The 14,777-nt window shown below is 65.7% G+C and carries 13 protein-coding genes; 2 read left to right on the forward strand and 11 right to left on the reverse strand.

Annotated features, from left to right (window positions below; genetic code table 11):
• Window positions 1-8 precede the first annotated feature (8 nt).
• From pgl to tkt, 5 genes are all read right to left on the reverse strand, one after another.
• Window positions 9-761 (reverse strand): 6-phosphogluconolactonase, encoded by a 753-nt coding sequence (pgl, locus tag GOSPT_RS02815; RefSeq protein WP_005202746.1) that lies wholly within the window; start codon window positions 759-761, stop codon window positions 9-11.
• Entirely contained in the window at window positions 758-1,675 is a 918-nt protein-coding gene (locus GOSPT_RS02820; RefSeq protein WP_005202747.1) for a glucose-6-phosphate dehydrogenase assembly protein OpcA, read from the reverse strand. Before GOSPT_RS02820 ends, pgl begins: the two co-directional genes overlap by 4 nt.
• 61 nt (window positions 1,676-1,736) lie before the next feature.
• Window positions 1,737-3,272 carry a glucose-6-phosphate dehydrogenase gene (gene zwf / locus GOSPT_RS02825; RefSeq protein WP_005202749.1) on the reverse strand — a complete coding sequence of 512 codons (1,536 nt, stop codon included), beginning with the start codon at window positions 3,270-3,272 and terminating at the stop codon, window positions 1,737-1,739.
• 5 nt (window positions 3,273-3,277) lie between these two features.
• The gene (tal, locus tag GOSPT_RS02830; RefSeq protein WP_005202750.1) at window positions 3,278-4,399 is read right to left on the reverse strand and encodes a transaldolase; all 1,122 of its coding nucleotides are present in this window, start codon (window positions 4,397-4,399) and stop codon (window positions 3,278-3,280) included.
• 97 nt (window positions 4,400-4,496) lie between these two features.
• Window positions 4,497-6,575, reverse strand: a complete 2,079-nt coding sequence (tkt, locus tag GOSPT_RS02835; RefSeq protein ID WP_039854560.1) for a transketolase — start codon at window positions 6,573-6,575, stop codon at window positions 4,497-4,499.
• Window positions 6,576-6,904: 329 nt separating this feature from the next.
• Between tkt and GOSPT_RS02840 the strand changes: the two genes are divergently transcribed.
• Entirely contained in the window at window positions 6,905-7,900 is a 996-nt protein-coding gene (locus GOSPT_RS02840) for a heme o synthase (RefSeq protein WP_039854561.1), read from the forward strand.
• 27 nt (window positions 7,901-7,927) lie between these two features.
• Here the strand turns inward: GOSPT_RS02840 and GOSPT_RS02845 are convergent, their stop codons facing one another.
• Together GOSPT_RS02845 and GOSPT_RS02850 are read right to left on the reverse strand one after the other, a co-directional pair.
• Window positions 7,928-8,890 carry a quinone oxidoreductase family protein gene (locus tag GOSPT_RS02845; protein WP_005202755.1) on the reverse strand — a complete coding sequence of 321 codons (963 nt, stop codon included), beginning with the start codon at window positions 8,888-8,890 and terminating at the stop codon, window positions 7,928-7,930.
• A 54-nt stretch (window positions 8,891-8,944) separates the two neighbouring features.
• The gene (locus GOSPT_RS02850; protein WP_005202757.1) at window positions 8,945-9,463 is read right to left on the reverse strand and encodes a phosphoribosyltransferase; all 519 of its coding nucleotides are present in this window, start codon (window positions 9,461-9,463) and stop codon (window positions 8,945-8,947) included.
• Window positions 9,464-9,543: 80 nt separating this feature from the next.
• On the opposite strand from GOSPT_RS02850, the gene GOSPT_RS02855 reads away from it, so the two are divergent.
• Window positions 9,544-9,936 carry a hypothetical protein gene (locus GOSPT_RS02855; protein ID WP_005202760.1) on the forward strand — a complete coding sequence of 131 codons (393 nt, stop codon included), beginning with the start codon at window positions 9,544-9,546 and terminating at the stop codon, window positions 9,934-9,936.
• Between the two features lie 19 nt (window positions 9,937-9,955).
• Here GOSPT_RS02855 and GOSPT_RS02860 read toward each other — a convergent pair whose 3' ends face one another.
• From GOSPT_RS02860 to mptB, 4 genes are all read right to left on the reverse strand, one after another.
• On the reverse strand, window positions 9,956-11,017 hold the full coding sequence (locus GOSPT_RS02860) for a COX15/CtaA family protein (RefSeq protein WP_005202761.1): 1,062 nt from the start codon (window positions 11,015-11,017) through the stop codon (window positions 9,956-9,958).
• Window positions 11,014-11,820 (reverse strand): ABC transporter permease, encoded by an 807-nt coding sequence (locus GOSPT_RS02865; protein ID WP_005202763.1) that lies wholly within the window; start codon window positions 11,818-11,820, stop codon window positions 11,014-11,016. The genes GOSPT_RS02860 and GOSPT_RS02865 overlap by 4 nt, the downstream gene beginning before the upstream one ends.
• Entirely contained in the window at window positions 11,817-12,788 is a 972-nt protein-coding gene (locus tag GOSPT_RS02870) for an ABC transporter ATP-binding protein (RefSeq protein ID WP_005202764.1), read from the reverse strand. The genes GOSPT_RS02865 and GOSPT_RS02870 overlap by 4 nt, the downstream gene beginning before the upstream one ends.
• 118 nt (window positions 12,789-12,906) lie before the next feature.
• Window positions 12,907-14,682 (reverse strand): polyprenol phosphomannose-dependent alpha 1,6 mannosyltransferase MptB, encoded by a 1,776-nt coding sequence (gene mptB / locus GOSPT_RS02875; protein WP_005202772.1) that lies wholly within the window; start codon window positions 14,680-14,682, stop codon window positions 12,907-12,909.
• Between the last annotated feature and the right edge of the window lie 95 nt (window positions 14,683-14,777).

The raw sequence follows: 14,777 nt of genomic DNA on the forward strand, positions 1-14,777 counted from the left end.
CCGGGGAACTATACCGAGAGTTTTCCGGCGGCGGCGTCGTCGAGGAACCACACGGTCTCCGACGTTCCGTGCGCACCCGCACACGGCCAGTCGTCGCGCGACGCCCCCGAATGTGCGGCGGCCACAGCGTCGGCCTTGTCGGCGCCGGACACCAGGAACCACACCGCCGACGACCGATTCAGCGCGGGGAAGGTCAACGTGATCCGACGCGGCGGTGGCTTCGGCGAGTTCTCGACCGGAACAACTGTCCGCACGTTCTCTGCGGTCGCGTCGGTGTGGGGGAAGAGCGAGTTGATGTGACCTTCGCCGCCCATCCCGAGTAGGTGCAGATCGAACGCTGGGGAGATGCCGTTATCCGCGTTGGCCGCGAGGACGGCCGCGTAATCCTGTGCGGCAGCCTCGATGTCGTCGCCGAACGGTCCGTCCGACGCCGCCACCGGATGCACTCGGGCCGGGTCGACCGGCACATGCGCGAGAAGGGCCTCGGTGGCCTGTCCGACGTTGCGTTCGGGGTCGTCGTTCGGAACGAAACGTTCGTCACCCCAGTAGAAGTCGATCCGCGACCAGTCCAGCGGGCTCGTGTCGACCTCGCCTCCCGGTGCCAGAGCGCGCAGAATGCCGATCCCGTTGCTTCCTCCGGTCAGCACCACCGACGCGACGCCACGCTCCTTCTGCGCACGTGACACTATGTCGACGAATCGTGCTGCCGCCGTGGTGGTCAGCATGTCGCGGTCGTCGAACACGAGGGTTTCCGTCGTCATACCGGCGCTCCCTGTGCCTGTAGCTCCACCGCGCCGCGCAGGGCGAGTTCGTACATGTCATCGGTGTCGAGTCGGCGTAATTCCTCTGCCAGGCAGATCGGCAGGTCGCGGTGCATCATCGCCACACGGCCGTCGGGTTTGCCCGGGGCACTCAGTACGGCGTTGCCGTTCTGGTCGATCGACATGACCGTGGTGCCCTCGTCACGGTGAAGACGTACCTCGAAGCTGCCGATGTACCGCCGTGTCGGAACGCCGAGCGTCGAAAGAAGCCATCCCGCAAGCAGATCGACGCTCGGGGAGGTCGCGGGTCCGGTCACCTCCGCAGCAGTGATGGGGGTGTGCGGAGGCCGCTCGACAGCCGACGCGAGCAGGGCTCGCCACCCGGTGATCTGCGTCCACGCGAGGTCGGTGTCGCCGGGAGCGTACGTGGCCAACCTGCGTTCGAGGACCGTCTCCGGGTTCGCCGACTTCGTCGCGTCGAGAATCCGCCGACGCCCGATCTTGCCCATCGTGTCCTTGGCGGGATCCTCGGGCGCGGCACCGGGCCACCACGTCACGATGGGGGTATCGGGCAGCAGGAACGGCGTCACGACGCTGCGTGGATGATTCGCCAGCTCACCGTGAAGCGTCAGGAGCACGACCTCCGACGCACCCGCATCACCACCGACACGGATCTCCGCGTCGAGTCGTGACTGTTCGCCGCGCGGATCGCACGAGATCACGATCACCCGGCTCGGGTGTTCGCTACTGGCACCGATGGCCGCTTCAATGGCCGCCTCGGTCGGTTCGCCGTGTTCGGCGACGACCACCAGGGTCAGCACGCGTCCGAGGCTGATGGCGCCTCCGGACTCGCGGACCATGACGATCTTCTTGGCGACCTCGTTGGTCGTCGTGTCGGGCAGGGTGACGATCATCAGTGCCTCCTCGGCGCGGGCGGGGGATGCGGCAAAAACCGGACGATCGGGCTCGGCCGGGTCAGGGTCGACGCCACGTTCGTCCGGTGCGGGCCATCATTTCGTCGGCGGAGTCGGGTCCCCAGGTGCCCGACTCGTAGGTGTCGGGACGCCCGGACTGCGCCCAGTGGTCGAGGACGGGATCGAGGATCTTCCACGACAATTCGACCTCGTCGTTGACCGGGAACAGCGACGGCTCACCGAGCAGCACGTCGAGGATCAGCCGCTCGTAGGCCTCGGGAGATGCTTCGGTGAACGCCGTGCGGTAACTGAAGTCCATGTTGACGTCGCGGACCTCCATGCTCGACGCGGGCACCTTCGACCCGAACCGCAGTCTGATGCCCTCGTCCGGCTGCACTCTGATCACGAGTGCGTTCTGCGACAGCTCCTCGGTCATCGTCTTGTCGAACGGAAGGTGCGGTGCACGCTTGAAGACCAGTGCAATCTCGGTCACCCTGCGGCCCAAGCGTTTTCCCGTGCGCAGGTAGAAGGGCACGCCCGCCCAGCGTCGTGAATCCACCTCGAGCGCGATCGCCGCGTAGGTCTCGGTGATGGAGTCGGCGCTGAACCCTTCCTCCTCCAGGAGTCCCGGGACCTTCTGGCTGCCCTGCCAGCCCGGCCCGTACTGGCCGCGCGCAGTGTTCTCGTCGAGAGGCAGGATGTTGCTCGTCGCCGAGAGCACCTTGATCTTCTCGGCCTGTAATTGCTTGGGCTCGAACGAGATCGGCTCCTCCATCGCGACCAGTGCCATGAGTTGGAGCAAATGGTTCTGGATCACATCGCGCGCGGCACCGATGCCGTCGTAATAGCCGGCACGTCCGCCGAGGCCGATGTCCTCGGCCATGGTGATCTGGACGTGGTCGACGTAGTGCGAACTCCACAGCGGATCGAACAGTTGGTTCGCGAAGCGCAGCGCGAGAATGTTCTGCACCGTCTCCTTGCCGAGGTAGTGGTCGATGCGGAACACCGACGACTCCGGGAACACGGCATTGACGATGGCATTGAGTTCCTTGGCCGACTGCAGATCGTGCCCGAAGGGTTTCTCGATCACCACGCGACGCCAGTTGTCGCCTTCCTCGGCGGCCAGCCCACTGCGTTCGAGTTGCTCGCAGACCGTGGGGAACGCGTTGGGCGGAATCGAGAGATAGAAGGCGTGATTACCGTCCGTGCCGCGCTCCTTGTCGAGCCGCAGGAGCGTCTCGTGCAGGCGGTCGAATGCTGCATCGTCGTCGAAGGAACCCTGGACGAACCGAAATCCCTCCGACAAACGTTCCCAGACCTCCTCGCGGAAGCCTGTCCTTGCGTGCTCGCGAACGGCGTCGTGGACGACTTTCGCGAAATCCTCGTCGTCCCAATCCCGTCGGGCGAAACCGACGAGCGCGAACCACGGCGGCAACAACCCCCGATTGGCGAGGTCGTACACCGCCGGCATCAACTTCTTGCGTGCGAGATCTCCGGTGACGCCGAAGATGACGAGGCTGCACGGGCCTGCGATACGAGGGAGACGTTTGTCACGTGGGTCGCGCAGCGGGTTCTTCCATCCCGCGGTGTCTGCCACCTACGTCAGCTCTTCTTCGCAGCGGAGAGCTGCTCCTCGGTTGCGCCGAGGAGGTCGGTCCACGCGTCGACGAACTTGGTCACGCCCTCGTCCTCGAGCACCTTGAACACGTCCGAGAAGTCGACGCCGACAGCCGAAATGGCGTCGAAGACCTCACGCGACTCCTTGGCGCGACCCACGATCGACTTGGTGTCGACCCAGCCGTGGTCGGCAAACGCGTCCATCGTCTTTCTCGGCATGGTGTTGACCGTGTTGGGAGCGACGAGTTCGCTGACATAGAGCGTGTCGGCGTAGTCGGGGTTCTTGGTACCGGTCGATGCCCAGAGTGCGCGTTGCGGCAACGCGCCCTGCTCTCGCAGAGCGGGGAAGCGGGAGTCGATCTCGAACGCCTGCTGGTAGGCGTGGTAGGCCAGGCGAGCGTTCGCGAGTGCGGCAGAGCCCTTGAGCTGCACGGCCTGTGGCGTGCCGATCGCGTCGAGGCGCTTGTCGACCTCGGTGTCGACGCGGGAGACGAAGAACGACGCAACCGAGTGGATCTTCGAGATGTCGTGTCCCGCAGCGAGTGCGGCGTCGAGTCCGTTCAGGTAAGCGTCGATGACCTCCTGGTAGCGCTCGACCGAGAAGATCAGGGTGACGTTCACGCTGATGCCCTCCGCGAGGGTGCGGGAGATCGCGGGCAGGCCCTCCTTGGTCGCCGGGATCTTGATCAGCGCGTTGGGACGGTCGACGATCTTCCACAACTCCACGGCCTGCGCGGCGGTGTTGTCGGTGTCGTGTGCAAGACGCGGATCGACCTCGATCGACACCCGACCGTCGAGTCCGTTCGTGCTGTCGAAGACGGGCTTGAGGACGTCGCAGGCGTTACGGACGTCGTCGGTGGTCAGCGTCCGGACCGCACTGTCGACGTCGGTGTCGCGCGCGGCCAGTTCGTTGATCTGGTCGTCGTACGCGGTGCCCTTCGACAATGCGGCCTGGAAGATCGACGGGTTGGTCGTCACACCGACCACCGACTTGGTGTCGATCAGTTCCTGGAGCTGTCCCGAGCTGATCAGATCTCGGGACAGGTCGTCCAGCCACACCGAAACCCCGGCTGCGGACAATTCTGCGAGCTTCTCGTTCTGTGTCACGGTTCTCTCCTCCGGCAGTGCGTTCCTTGTGGGAGCGCCTCTAGTGGGTGTGCCTCGGTTGGGATTTCGATGTTCAGTTGTGGATCTCGTCCGGTGATCAGCCCGCCACTGCGCGTAGCGACGCCGCGACGACGGCTTCGGCGGTGATGCCGAACTTCTCGTAGAGGACCTTGTAGTCGGCCGATGCGCCGTAGTGCTCGAGCGACACGATCTGATCGCCGTTGCCCACCCAGCGGTACCACGGCATCGCGATACCAGCCTCGACCGATACCCGTGGCACTGCGGGAGGCAGCACCGAGTCGCGGTAACCCTGTGGCTGTTCGTCGAACCACTCCATGCTCGGCATGGACACCACGCGGGCCGCGATTCCCTTCTCGGCCAAAGTCTTCTGTGCCTCGAGTGCCAACTGCACCTCGGAGCCGGTGCCGATGATGACGACCTGCGGGTCGTCGTCGGAGTCGCTGAGCACGTAGGCGCCCGCGGCGACTCCCTCGACCGACGTTCCCTCGAGGACCGGGACGTTCTGTCGGGTGAGCACCAGGCCGACGGGATGGTTTCGACGCGTCAGGAGATGCGCCCATGCCGCTGCGGTCTCGTTGGCATCAGCGGGACGTACGACGTCGAGGTGGGGGATGGCACGCAGCGCGGCGAGATGTTCGACGGGCTGATGGGTCGGGCCGTCTTCGCCGAGTCCGATCGAATCGTGCGTCCACACGTAAATCGGATCGATCTCCATGAGTGACGCCAGCCGGACCGACGGACGCATGTAGTCGGCGAACTGGAGGAACGTACCGCCGTATGCCCGTGTCGGTCCGTGGAGCACGATCCCGGAGAGCACGGCGCCCATCGCATGCTCGCGAATGCCGAAGTGCAGTGTGCGGCCGTACGGATTGGCCGACCATTTCTTCGTGGAGATCGCGGTCGGGCCGAACGACGCCGCCCCGTCCATGGTGGTGTTGTTCGAGCCTGCGAGGTCGGCCGAACCGCCCCACAGCTCGGGCAGGATGCCGCCGAGTGCTGAGAGCACCTTGCCCGACGCCGCGCGGGTCGCGAGGTCTTTGTCGCCGGGAGCCCACGTCGGGATCACATCGCGCCAGCCCTCGGGCAGCTCATGTGCATACAGGCGGTCGAACAGCTTCTTGTTCTCGGGGTTGGCGCCTGCCCAGGCGTCGAACGCCTTGGTCCACGATTCCTTGGCCTCGATCCCGCGCTCGACGAGTTTGCGGGTGTGGCTGATGACCTCTTCGGAGACGTCGAAGTTCTTGTCCGGATCGAATCCGAGAGCTTCCTTGGTCTTGGCGACCTCGTCGGCGCCGAGAGCCGAGCCGTGGACGGCGCCCGTGTTCATCTTGTCGGGAGCGGGGTAGCCGATGATGGTGCGCACGCAGATCAGCGACGGCTTGTCGGTGACCTTCTTGGCCGCCTCGATTGCCGCCTCGATCGCGACGACGTCCTCGCCGCTCTCGACCGTCTGCACGTGCCAGCCGTATGCCTCGTAGCGCAGCGCGGTGTTCTCGCCGAGCGCGATGGTGGTGTCGTCCTCGATCGAGATCTGGTTCTGGTCGTAGAACACGATCAGGTTGCCCAGCTCCTGGGTGCCCGCGAGCGACGACGCCTCGGACGTCACGCCCTCTTCGATGTCGCCGTCGGAGGCGATGACGTAGATGAAGTGATCGAAGGGGCTGGCTCCTGGCGCGGCGTCGGGGTCGAAGAGGCCACGCTCGTAGCGCGACGCCATGCTCATGCCCACGGCTGACGCGAGTCCCTGACCCAGCGGACCCGTCGTGATCTCGATGCCCTTGGTGTGACGGAACTCGGGGTGTCCCGGCGTCAGCGAATCCCAGGTGCGGAGCGCTTCGAGGTCGCCGAGTTCGAGTCCGAATCCGCCGAGGTAGAGCTGGATGTACTGCGTGAGGCTCGAGTGTCCACACGACAGGACGAAGCGGTCACGACCGACCCAGGTGGTGTCGACCGGGTCGTGACGCATGACGCGCTGGTAGAGCGTGTAAGCCAGTGGAGCGAGACTCATCGCGGTGCCGGGGTGTCCGTTGCCGACCTTCTGGACGGCGTCGGCAGCAAGAATGCGAGCCGTGTTGACCGCGCGCGTGTCCACGTCGGACCAGTCCTCGGGGTAGGCCGCCTCGGTGCGTTCGCGGATCTCGTCGGTATCAGCCACGTGTGCCGTCTCCTGTACGTGTTGGGGTGCCTGCGTGATGCGTGTGGTGCTGGTGCGTCGGGCGAACGCCAACTCGCGGGCGTTACGTCCGAGTGCTGATGCAGGGCCTTTCGACCCACGATGACCAGAGTAATCGGCCGGTGCCGTCGGTGTGGGGGGTGGCCGGTAACGATCGTCATGTCAGCCGGTCTTCGCAGGTCGGCTACGGCGCGGAGCCTCAATTCTTTGATCGAACACCCCAGCGTCTACCATGCTGAGTAGTAGTCGGAAATGCCCGCGAGCCGAATCGTCGGCGGGGCAGGGGAGTTGACGTGAGGATCGGTGAGCGTGTGAGCGGAGATGGTTCCGCCACTTCTCGCGGCACGTCCGAGGTGGATTCTGACCGCCCCGTCAGCGAATCGAACACGACCGCCGACACGAGTTTCGTTGCTCGCGTACGCGGCACGGTGATGGCGTACATCGCGCTCACCAAGCCTCGTGTCATCGAATTGCTGCTGGTGGCGACCATCCCGGTCATGCTGCAGGCAGATCGTGGACACGTCGACCTCAGAATCATCGCGTTCACGCTGCTCGGTGGTTGGTTGGGTGCGGCGAGCGCCAATACGCTCAACATGGTCGTCGACGCCGACATCGACAAGAAGATGCGACGCACCGCCAAGCGTCCGCTCGCCCGTCACGCGGTGACGAGAACCAATGCGTTGATCTTCGGATTGCTGCTCTGGGTGGCGTCGTTCGCTGTCCTGTGGTGGTCGGCGAACCTTCTGAGTGCGCTTCTCGTATCCGCCACGATCATCTTCTACGTCGGGGTCTACACCCTGATCCTCAAGCGCCGCACCTGGCAGAACGTGGTGTGGGGCGGTGCAGCCGGATGCATGCCGACGCTGGTCGGCTGGGCGGCGGTCACGGGTTCGCTCAGTTGGCAGCCGATCGTGCTGTTCGGTGTGATCTTCTTCTGGACGCCGCCGCATACCTGGGCACTGGCGATGCGCTACCGCGAGGATTACAAGGCCGCAGGCGTGCCGATGCTGCCGGTGATCGCCACCGAGGAGCACGTCACCCGCCAGATCTTCATCTACACGTGGCTCACCGTGATCTGCTCGTTCCTGCTCATCGGAGCTGCGAGCTGGATCTACGCCGGCGTCGCGGTGTTGGCAGGCGTGTGGTTCCTCAACCGTGTGCACAAGCTCTACCGCGACACTCGACGCGGCGTCGAGGTGGCACCGTTGAAGGTGTTCCTGCAGTCGAACGAATACCTCGCGGCGCTGTTCTGCGGACTCGCCATCGACGCCGTCGTCAACCTGCCGACCATCGCCAGCTACTTCTGACGAGTGGCCGCAGGTTTCGTGACCGCCTCACGGAATGAGTGCGGTTGCTCCCGTGGTGATCCGGTTCTCCAGGTCGGTTTGGGCCTGCGCGGCGTCGGCAAGGCGATATTCCTGGCCGACTCGGGCATCGAGGCCGTCGAGAACGGCGTCGAAATATTCACCCGAACGCCACCGCAATTCGTCCGTGTTCGCGATGAAATGGCCGAGCGTCGGGCGCGTCACCGACAGTGAGCCCGCCGGGTTGAGCCGCTGGATATCGAACGGCGGGACAGGTCCGCTCGCCGCCCCGAACACGACGACGATCCCGCGCACCGCGGTCGAGGCCAGTGACTGTTCGAAGGTGTCGGCTCCGACGCCGTCGTACACCACCGGCACGCCCTTGCCGTCGGTGAGTTCACGGACCTGTCCGACGAGGTCGTCACCGTATCGCAGGACGTGGTCGGCGCCTGCCTGCGTCGACAACGCTGCCTTCTCGTCTGTCGACACCGTGGTGATCACCGTGATGCCGCGACGCTTGGCGAGCTGCGTCAGGATCAGGCCGACGCCGCCGGCGCCCGCGTGGAGCAGGATCGTGTCACCGGAAACCGGGTGTGCGCTGCCGTCGAGCAGATAGTGGGCGGTGAGGCCGCGCAGCATCGTCGAGCCTGCAACGACGTCGGGAACGCCGTCGGGGACCGGGATCGCGCGGGCGGCGCGCACCGCGACGAGTTCGGCGTACGAACCGGGCGCGTCGACCCACGCGATTCGTTGGCCCGGCTCGAGGTCGGTGACCTCGCTGCCGACCGCGATAATCTCTCCCGCACCCTCGGTGCCCGGGACGTAGGGCGGGGTCGACGGGTACATGCCGCGTCGTAGATAGGTATCGATGAAGTTGACCCCGATCGCGCTGGTCCGCGCGATCACCTCGTCGGGAGCGGGGATGGGGTCGTCGACCGTCCCGTAGTTGAGCACCTCGGGACCGCCATGATGTGTCACCTGAATTGCGCGCATGAGTCGTTTCTACACGGCGCCGAATTCTGGCCGTCGCCGGTACCGAACGCCGCGCTAGGGGTTTGATTCGCTGCTGGAGTTCCGCGTGCCGACGACCGGCGGGTCGACCGACCACGGGAAGTTGATCCACTTGTCCGTGGTGCGCCAGCAATAGTCGGGAGTCGTGATGGTGTGCGGCTTCTGGTAGATCACCGCATTGCGGACCTCGGCGACGCGACCCTGCTGCTCGCAGAAGTCGTCGACAAGTTTGAGCGTCTTTCCGGTGTCTGCGACGTCGTCGACGACCAGCACCCGCTGATCGTGCAGGCCGCTGCTCTCGAGCAGCGAGGGGAGCATCACGGGCTCGGACAGCGTCTCACCGATGCCGGTGTAGAACTCGACGTTGAGCGAGAGCATCAGCTTGCAGTCGAGGGCATATGCCATTGCTCCGGCGGGGATGAGACCGCCGCGGGCTATCCCGATGATGATGTCGGGGACGTAGCCGTCGTCGGCGACCATCTGAGCAAGCTCGCGGCAGGCGACGCCGTTGAGTTCCCAGGTGAGGATTTCGCGCTCCTGCGCGGGCGAGTTCATAGATGACAACTCTGCCAAGTCTGCGGCTGCCGCACACCTCGGATGGGCCACCGGCCGCCGGTCGGTATGCTCTACAGACCATGAGCGACGAGCAGAACACCGAAACCGCCGAGAGTGACAGCGTCGAGAGCTCGGCAGCGCCGGTTAAGGCGCCTGCCGCGGTCGTCGCGTCGATCAAGAAGTTCGTCGCCACCGAAGGTGGGGCCGCGAAAGCCGTCCTGCAGCCCATCGGCACCGCCGGGGTGCGCATCACGCTCGTCGGGGAGTCCAACGGATACCTCGGCGACCGGGTCGTCGACGACGTCGCGACCGCGCATGCCGTCGTCGACGCCGTGCCCGGCCTCGAAATCGGGGAGTGGGATCGGGAACTGACGTCGAAGGCGACCGTGTCGCCCGAGCACTATCGCAAGATGGCCGGCTGGGTTGCCCATTCCGAGCATTTCCCCAAGGCGCGCAACAGCGCGATCATCTGACGGTTAGGTGGGCGCCCGGTCAGTTGACGGGTGCGTCGCCGCGTTCGCGCTGGCCGACCTCGTCAGTGTGCTCCCTGCCCGAGGATTGATCACTGCCCGACCGCTGATCACTGCCGAACCACAGCACCAGCCAGGTGGCGCCGATCATCAGCAGCGCGCTACCGAGCATGTGCGCGATGACCAACGCCATCGGAAGGTTGGTGGCGTACTGGATGCCGCCGATCACGCCCTGCAGTGCAAGCAGCCCCACGTAGATGAGCGCGGCTCGGGTCTGCGGCATGTGGAGAACCCGTGCTGTGACGGCCACCGCCAGTGCCAGACCCACCAGCACGAACACGAAGTCGGCGTGCAGCTGTGTCATCGCGCCCGGGTCGAGTCCGTTGCGTGGCGCGTCTGCGTCACCCGCGTGAGGCCCCGATCCCGTGACGACGGTCCCGACGTAGATGGTCGCCCAGGTGAGGAGATAAATCAGCCACGACAGGGCGCTGCCGAGGCGGGCCGCCACGATGTTCGTCGTCTTGTCACGCTCGCGCGGCGAGGTCCGGAACACCAGAACGGTTGCCAACGACACCAACGCCATCGACAACACAAAGTGCAGCGAGACGACCCACGGATTCAGATCGGTGAGCACCGAGATGCCGCCGATGATTGCCTGGAACGGGATGCCGAGCGCGATGAGTGTTGCCAACCAGCGGTCGCCGCGCGTCGAGCCGCGTCGACGGAACACCGCGAGCCACGTCCCGATGGCCACAACGACGAGGACCCAGGTGAGCATCCGGTTGCCGAACTCGATGGCTCCGTGCATCCCCAGCGCCTGATGCGGAACGAAGGAACCGTCGGTGCACTGAGGCCATGTCGGGCAGCCGAGACCCGAACCGGTGAGGCGCACTGCGCCGCCGGTGACGACGATGCCGACATTGACGACCAACTGTGAGATGGCCCAGCCATATACGAAACGCGCCGTCGGGTCTGCGAATCCAGGGACGCGGCCGAACAGGCCACGACGTCGGGTCGTGGTGTCGCGCGATGCGGCATCGGGGGATTCGGGGGAGCGCTCGGTACGCGTATCTGACGTCGTCATTGGAATCGAAACCACCTCACCGCCAGCGCAGAGCCTATCGCGGCCCAGGCCAGCAAAACCACTACGCCGAAGACGTCGACACGCCCATCGGCAGCTTGTTGCAGCGCTTCGGTCAACGCACCAGACGGCACCACGCGAGCCACCCACCAGACCGAGTCGGGTACACGCGACGACATCACGACGAGACTGCCGATGCCCAGCATCGCGAACCACAGGAGATTGGCCAGCGCCAGGACGATCTCTGCCTTGAGTGTTCCGCCGAGCAGTAAACCGAGAGCGGAGAACGCAGCCGTGCCCAGCGCGATGATCAGCGCGCCGATCAGCAGACCGACGGGTTCGGGACGCCATCCGAATGCGACGCCGATAGCTCCGAGCAGGATCGCCTGTGCGATGACGACGATGACGACCGCCATCGCTTTGCCCGCGATGATGCCCCACCGCGGAATCGGCGTCGCCCCAAGCCTTTTCAGTGCGCCGTATCGTCGGTCGAACCCGACGGCGATGGCCTGTCCGGTGAATGCGGTCGACATGACCGCGACGGTCAGGATGGCGGGCACGAAGGTCGCCGCGCGTTCGGCGTTGGTCGTGCCGAGGTCGGTGTCGAGGGGTAGCAGACACAATCCGATCAGCAGGGTGATCGGGATGAACATCGTCAGCAGCAACTGCTCGCCATTGCGGAGCAGCAGGGTCAACTCGAGCCGCGTCTGCGCGGCGAGCATCGCGGGAAGCGACGCGGGTTGCGGGTGCGGGGCGAAGGTTCCCGGCGGGAACTGCGACGTCGACCGAGTGCGTGCGGCGGTCATCGACGCAACTCCCGTCCGGTGAGGTCGAGGAAGACGTCCTCGAGGCTGCGGGTCTCGACGCGCAGATCGGTGGCGAGAACGTTGATCTTGGCGCACCACGCGGTCACCGTCGCCAACACCTGTGGTGTCACGTCGCCGCTGACCAGGTAATTGCCCGGCAGCGGTTCGGTACAGCGATAGTCCTCGGGCAGCGCGAGCTCGAGCATCGTCAGGTCGAGCCCGCGCGGTGCGGTGAACCGCAGTTCGTTCTCGGCCCCGCGACTCGTCAGCTCCGCCGGGGTGCCGTTCGCCACGACCTTGCCGTGGTCGATGATCACGACCTGGTCGGCGAGTTCTTCTGCTTCGTCCATGAGGTGGGTGGTGAGCAACACCGAGACGCCGTCGCCGCGCAGACGGTCGATGATCTCCCAGACCACCAGGCGTGCCTGGGCGTCGAGTCCGGCGGTGGGTTCGTCGAGGAAGACCAGTTCGGGTCGGCCGACGATGGCGCACGCGAGCGAGAGCCGCTGCTGCTGACCACCGGAGAGGCGTCGGAACGGGGTACGCGCGGCCGATTCGAGACCGAGAGCGTCGAGCAGCCAATCGGGATCGATGGGGTCGGCCGAGTACGCGGCGCACAGCCGCAGCATTTCCTCGGCGCGAGCACCGGGATATGCGCCGCCACCCTGCAGCATGACGCCGATCCGGGTGCGGAGTCTGTCGTTGTCGCGCCAGGGGTCGAGGCCGAGCACTGACACGCTGCCCTCATCGGCGTGCAGGAACCCCTCACAGATCTCCACCGTCGTGGTCTTGCCCGCGCCATTGGGGCCGAGGAGCGCGAGGACGGTTCCGGACTCCAGGTCGAGGTCGAGCCCATCGACGGCGGCCCGGTCGTCGTAGCGCTTCACCAGTCCGCGTACGCACACCGCGGCGTCGGGTTTTGTCGTCGAGTCCGTCGAGACGGATCCGCGAGAGCGACGATCGGTCATCGGATCGTCTGCCGGCGATGGTGAAGGTGAAGCCGTGCTGCGCACACGCCAAGACTATGCGGTGAGGGGTGCTGGAGAGAAAACGGTGCTGCTCCCGACGCCCCTGTGCCCGACGTCGTCACGTGTCGGGGTTCGACGTCGAGCGGCTGCGTCTATGCCGGGTGAACGGCAGATCCTCGAAGAACAGCGCCGTCAGTATCGCGACCATGATCACACCGGCGAGCAGGCCCTGCGCGAGCACGACGCCGCTCGTGTTGGAACTCGTCGGCATGACAACGATCGCAATGATCGCCGACGCCGCGATGCTCAACACGCGGAACCACGGGCCGGTCGCCCACGCGGCGAGGGGGATGACGGCCCACAACAGGTACCAGGCCTGCACGAACGGGAAGAACAAGACGACGGTGGCCATCGCGATCCCGAGCCCGCCGAGCGGGTGGAGTCGTCCGGCGAGGGTCGCCAGCATCCAGCGGACGACGAAAATCGCGGCGATGAGCTGCCCGATGGGGCGCGCGACGTCGAGGATGGCCTGCGTCTGATCGCCGAGGCCGAGCCACACGCCGACCCTGCCGGTACTCACCGACATCAACGTCGGCATCGACATCCAGGACCGCACGATCTCGCCCGTCGACAGCGTCGTCGTCCACCCGAAACCGAGTCCTGTCCCGGCACAAATACCCACCACGACTATGGCGAGAATCACGAAGAGGAAGCCTGCCGACGCCGCGAGCGCACGCACCGAATCCCGCGACCGCGACCACCACGTACTCACCGGAGCATGACGAAGCGCGGGCAGCGTGGCGCCCCACCGTCTTGCGAGGGCGACGCCGACGAATCCGAGGGCGAGCATCGATGTGACCTTCACCATGGACGACGCAGCGATCACCGCCGTGCCCGCGATGAGCAACCAACCCGCCTGGCTTGGCCAGAATCCGGAGCCTCGCAGCCTCCCGCTGCTGTAGATCCCCGCGAAACACAGCTCCAGTCCGACGAGCATCAGGCCGAGCATGAGTGCCTCGTTGTGGATGCCTCCGACGAGGTGCAGGATCACGAGCGGATTCATCGCGCCGAGCCACAGAGCCGCAACGCCCGACACCCCGCAGCGCCGTGCGAGGCGGGGCAGCGCCCAGACGATCAAGCCAACCCCGAGCAGTGCCACGAGTCGATGCAGGAAGATCGCCGCGGGGATGTTGTCCCCGGTGATCTTGGTGATGCCCTCACCGATCCAGATGAAGAACGGACCATACGGCGCGGGGGTGTCTCGCCAGAGATTGGGCACGGATCGCGTGAGGACGTCGTCGACGCCGAGTCCGCGAACAGGACTCACCGAGTAGGGATCCATGCCGCGTTCGGCGATGGCGCTCTGTGCCAGATAGGAGTAAATGTCCTTGCTGAGCAGCGGTGGAGCGACGAGGATCGGGGCGATCCAGAGCAGCAGCGTGCTGTCGGCCTGGCGTCGGGTCATGCGCCGCTGCGGGCTTCGACCCTCCAGCACCTCGACGCTGAACCGGCCGACCGCGAAGCGTCCGATCATCAGCCACGCGACGACGAGCATCAGCGTTCCGCCGATCGACATCGTCAGTGCCGTGCTCCACATCCGGGACGGCAGCGACAGGAGGCGCATTCCCGCGACGGGATTCTGCAGCACGGGGATCTGGCCGGTACCCAGCGAACCGATCAGCAGCAGCACCGATCCGGTGGCTCCGAAGATCTTGATCCGGAAGAGTCGCCGATTCTCCTCCGCGTTGAGTGGGCCGACTTCCTGTTCGGTCTCGTGCAGTGTCGCGACCGACCGGCCGTAGTCGCCCGTCGTGTCCGAGTCCGTGTCGGCTTCTCGCGCAGACTTCAGCCCGAGGTACGTCGCAGCACGACGCAGGACACTGGTTTCTGACACGAGACGACTGTAATGGTTGCCTCGTCGTGTCCTTCCGACGCCGCACCCGAGTCACCGCTTAGGTCACCCTTGCTGGAAGCGGGGAAGTAATTACG

It is taken from the genome of Gordonia sputi NBRC 100414, assembly GCF_000248055.1.
Taxonomy (GTDB): Bacteria; Actinomycetota; Actinomycetes; order Mycobacteriales; family Mycobacteriaceae; genus Gordonia; species Gordonia sputi.

Bases quoted from the DNA above. Each gene is read 5' to 3' on its own strand.
- pgl (WP_005202746.1), bottom strand. From the start codon at position 761: ATGACGACGGAAACCCTCGTGTTCGACGACCGCGACATGCTGACCACC.
- GOSPT_RS02820 (WP_005202747.1), bottom strand. From the start codon at position 1,675: ATGATCGTCACCCTGCCCGACACGACGACCAACGAGGTCGCCAAGAAG.
- GOSPT_RS02845 (WP_005202755.1), bottom strand. From the start codon at position 8,890: ATGCGCGCAATTCAGGTGACACATCATGGCGGTCCCGAGGTGCTCAAC.
- GOSPT_RS02850 (WP_005202757.1), bottom strand. From the start codon at position 9,463: ATGAACTCGCCCGCGCAGGAGCGCGAAATCCTCACCTGGGAACTCAAC.
- GOSPT_RS02855 (WP_005202760.1), top strand. From the start codon at position 9,544: ATGAGCGACGAGCAGAACACCGAAACCGCCGAGAGTGACAGCGTCGAG.
- GOSPT_RS02860 (WP_005202761.1), bottom strand. From the start codon at position 11,017: ATGACGACGTCAGATACGCGTACCGAGCGCTCCCCCGAATCCCCCGAT.
- GOSPT_RS02865 (WP_005202763.1), bottom strand. From the start codon at position 11,820: ATGACCGCCGCACGCACTCGGTCGACGTCGCAGTTCCCGCCGGGAACC.
- GOSPT_RS02870 (WP_005202764.1), bottom strand. From the start codon at position 12,788: ATGACCGATCGTCGCTCTCGCGGATCCGTCTCGACGGACTCGACGACA.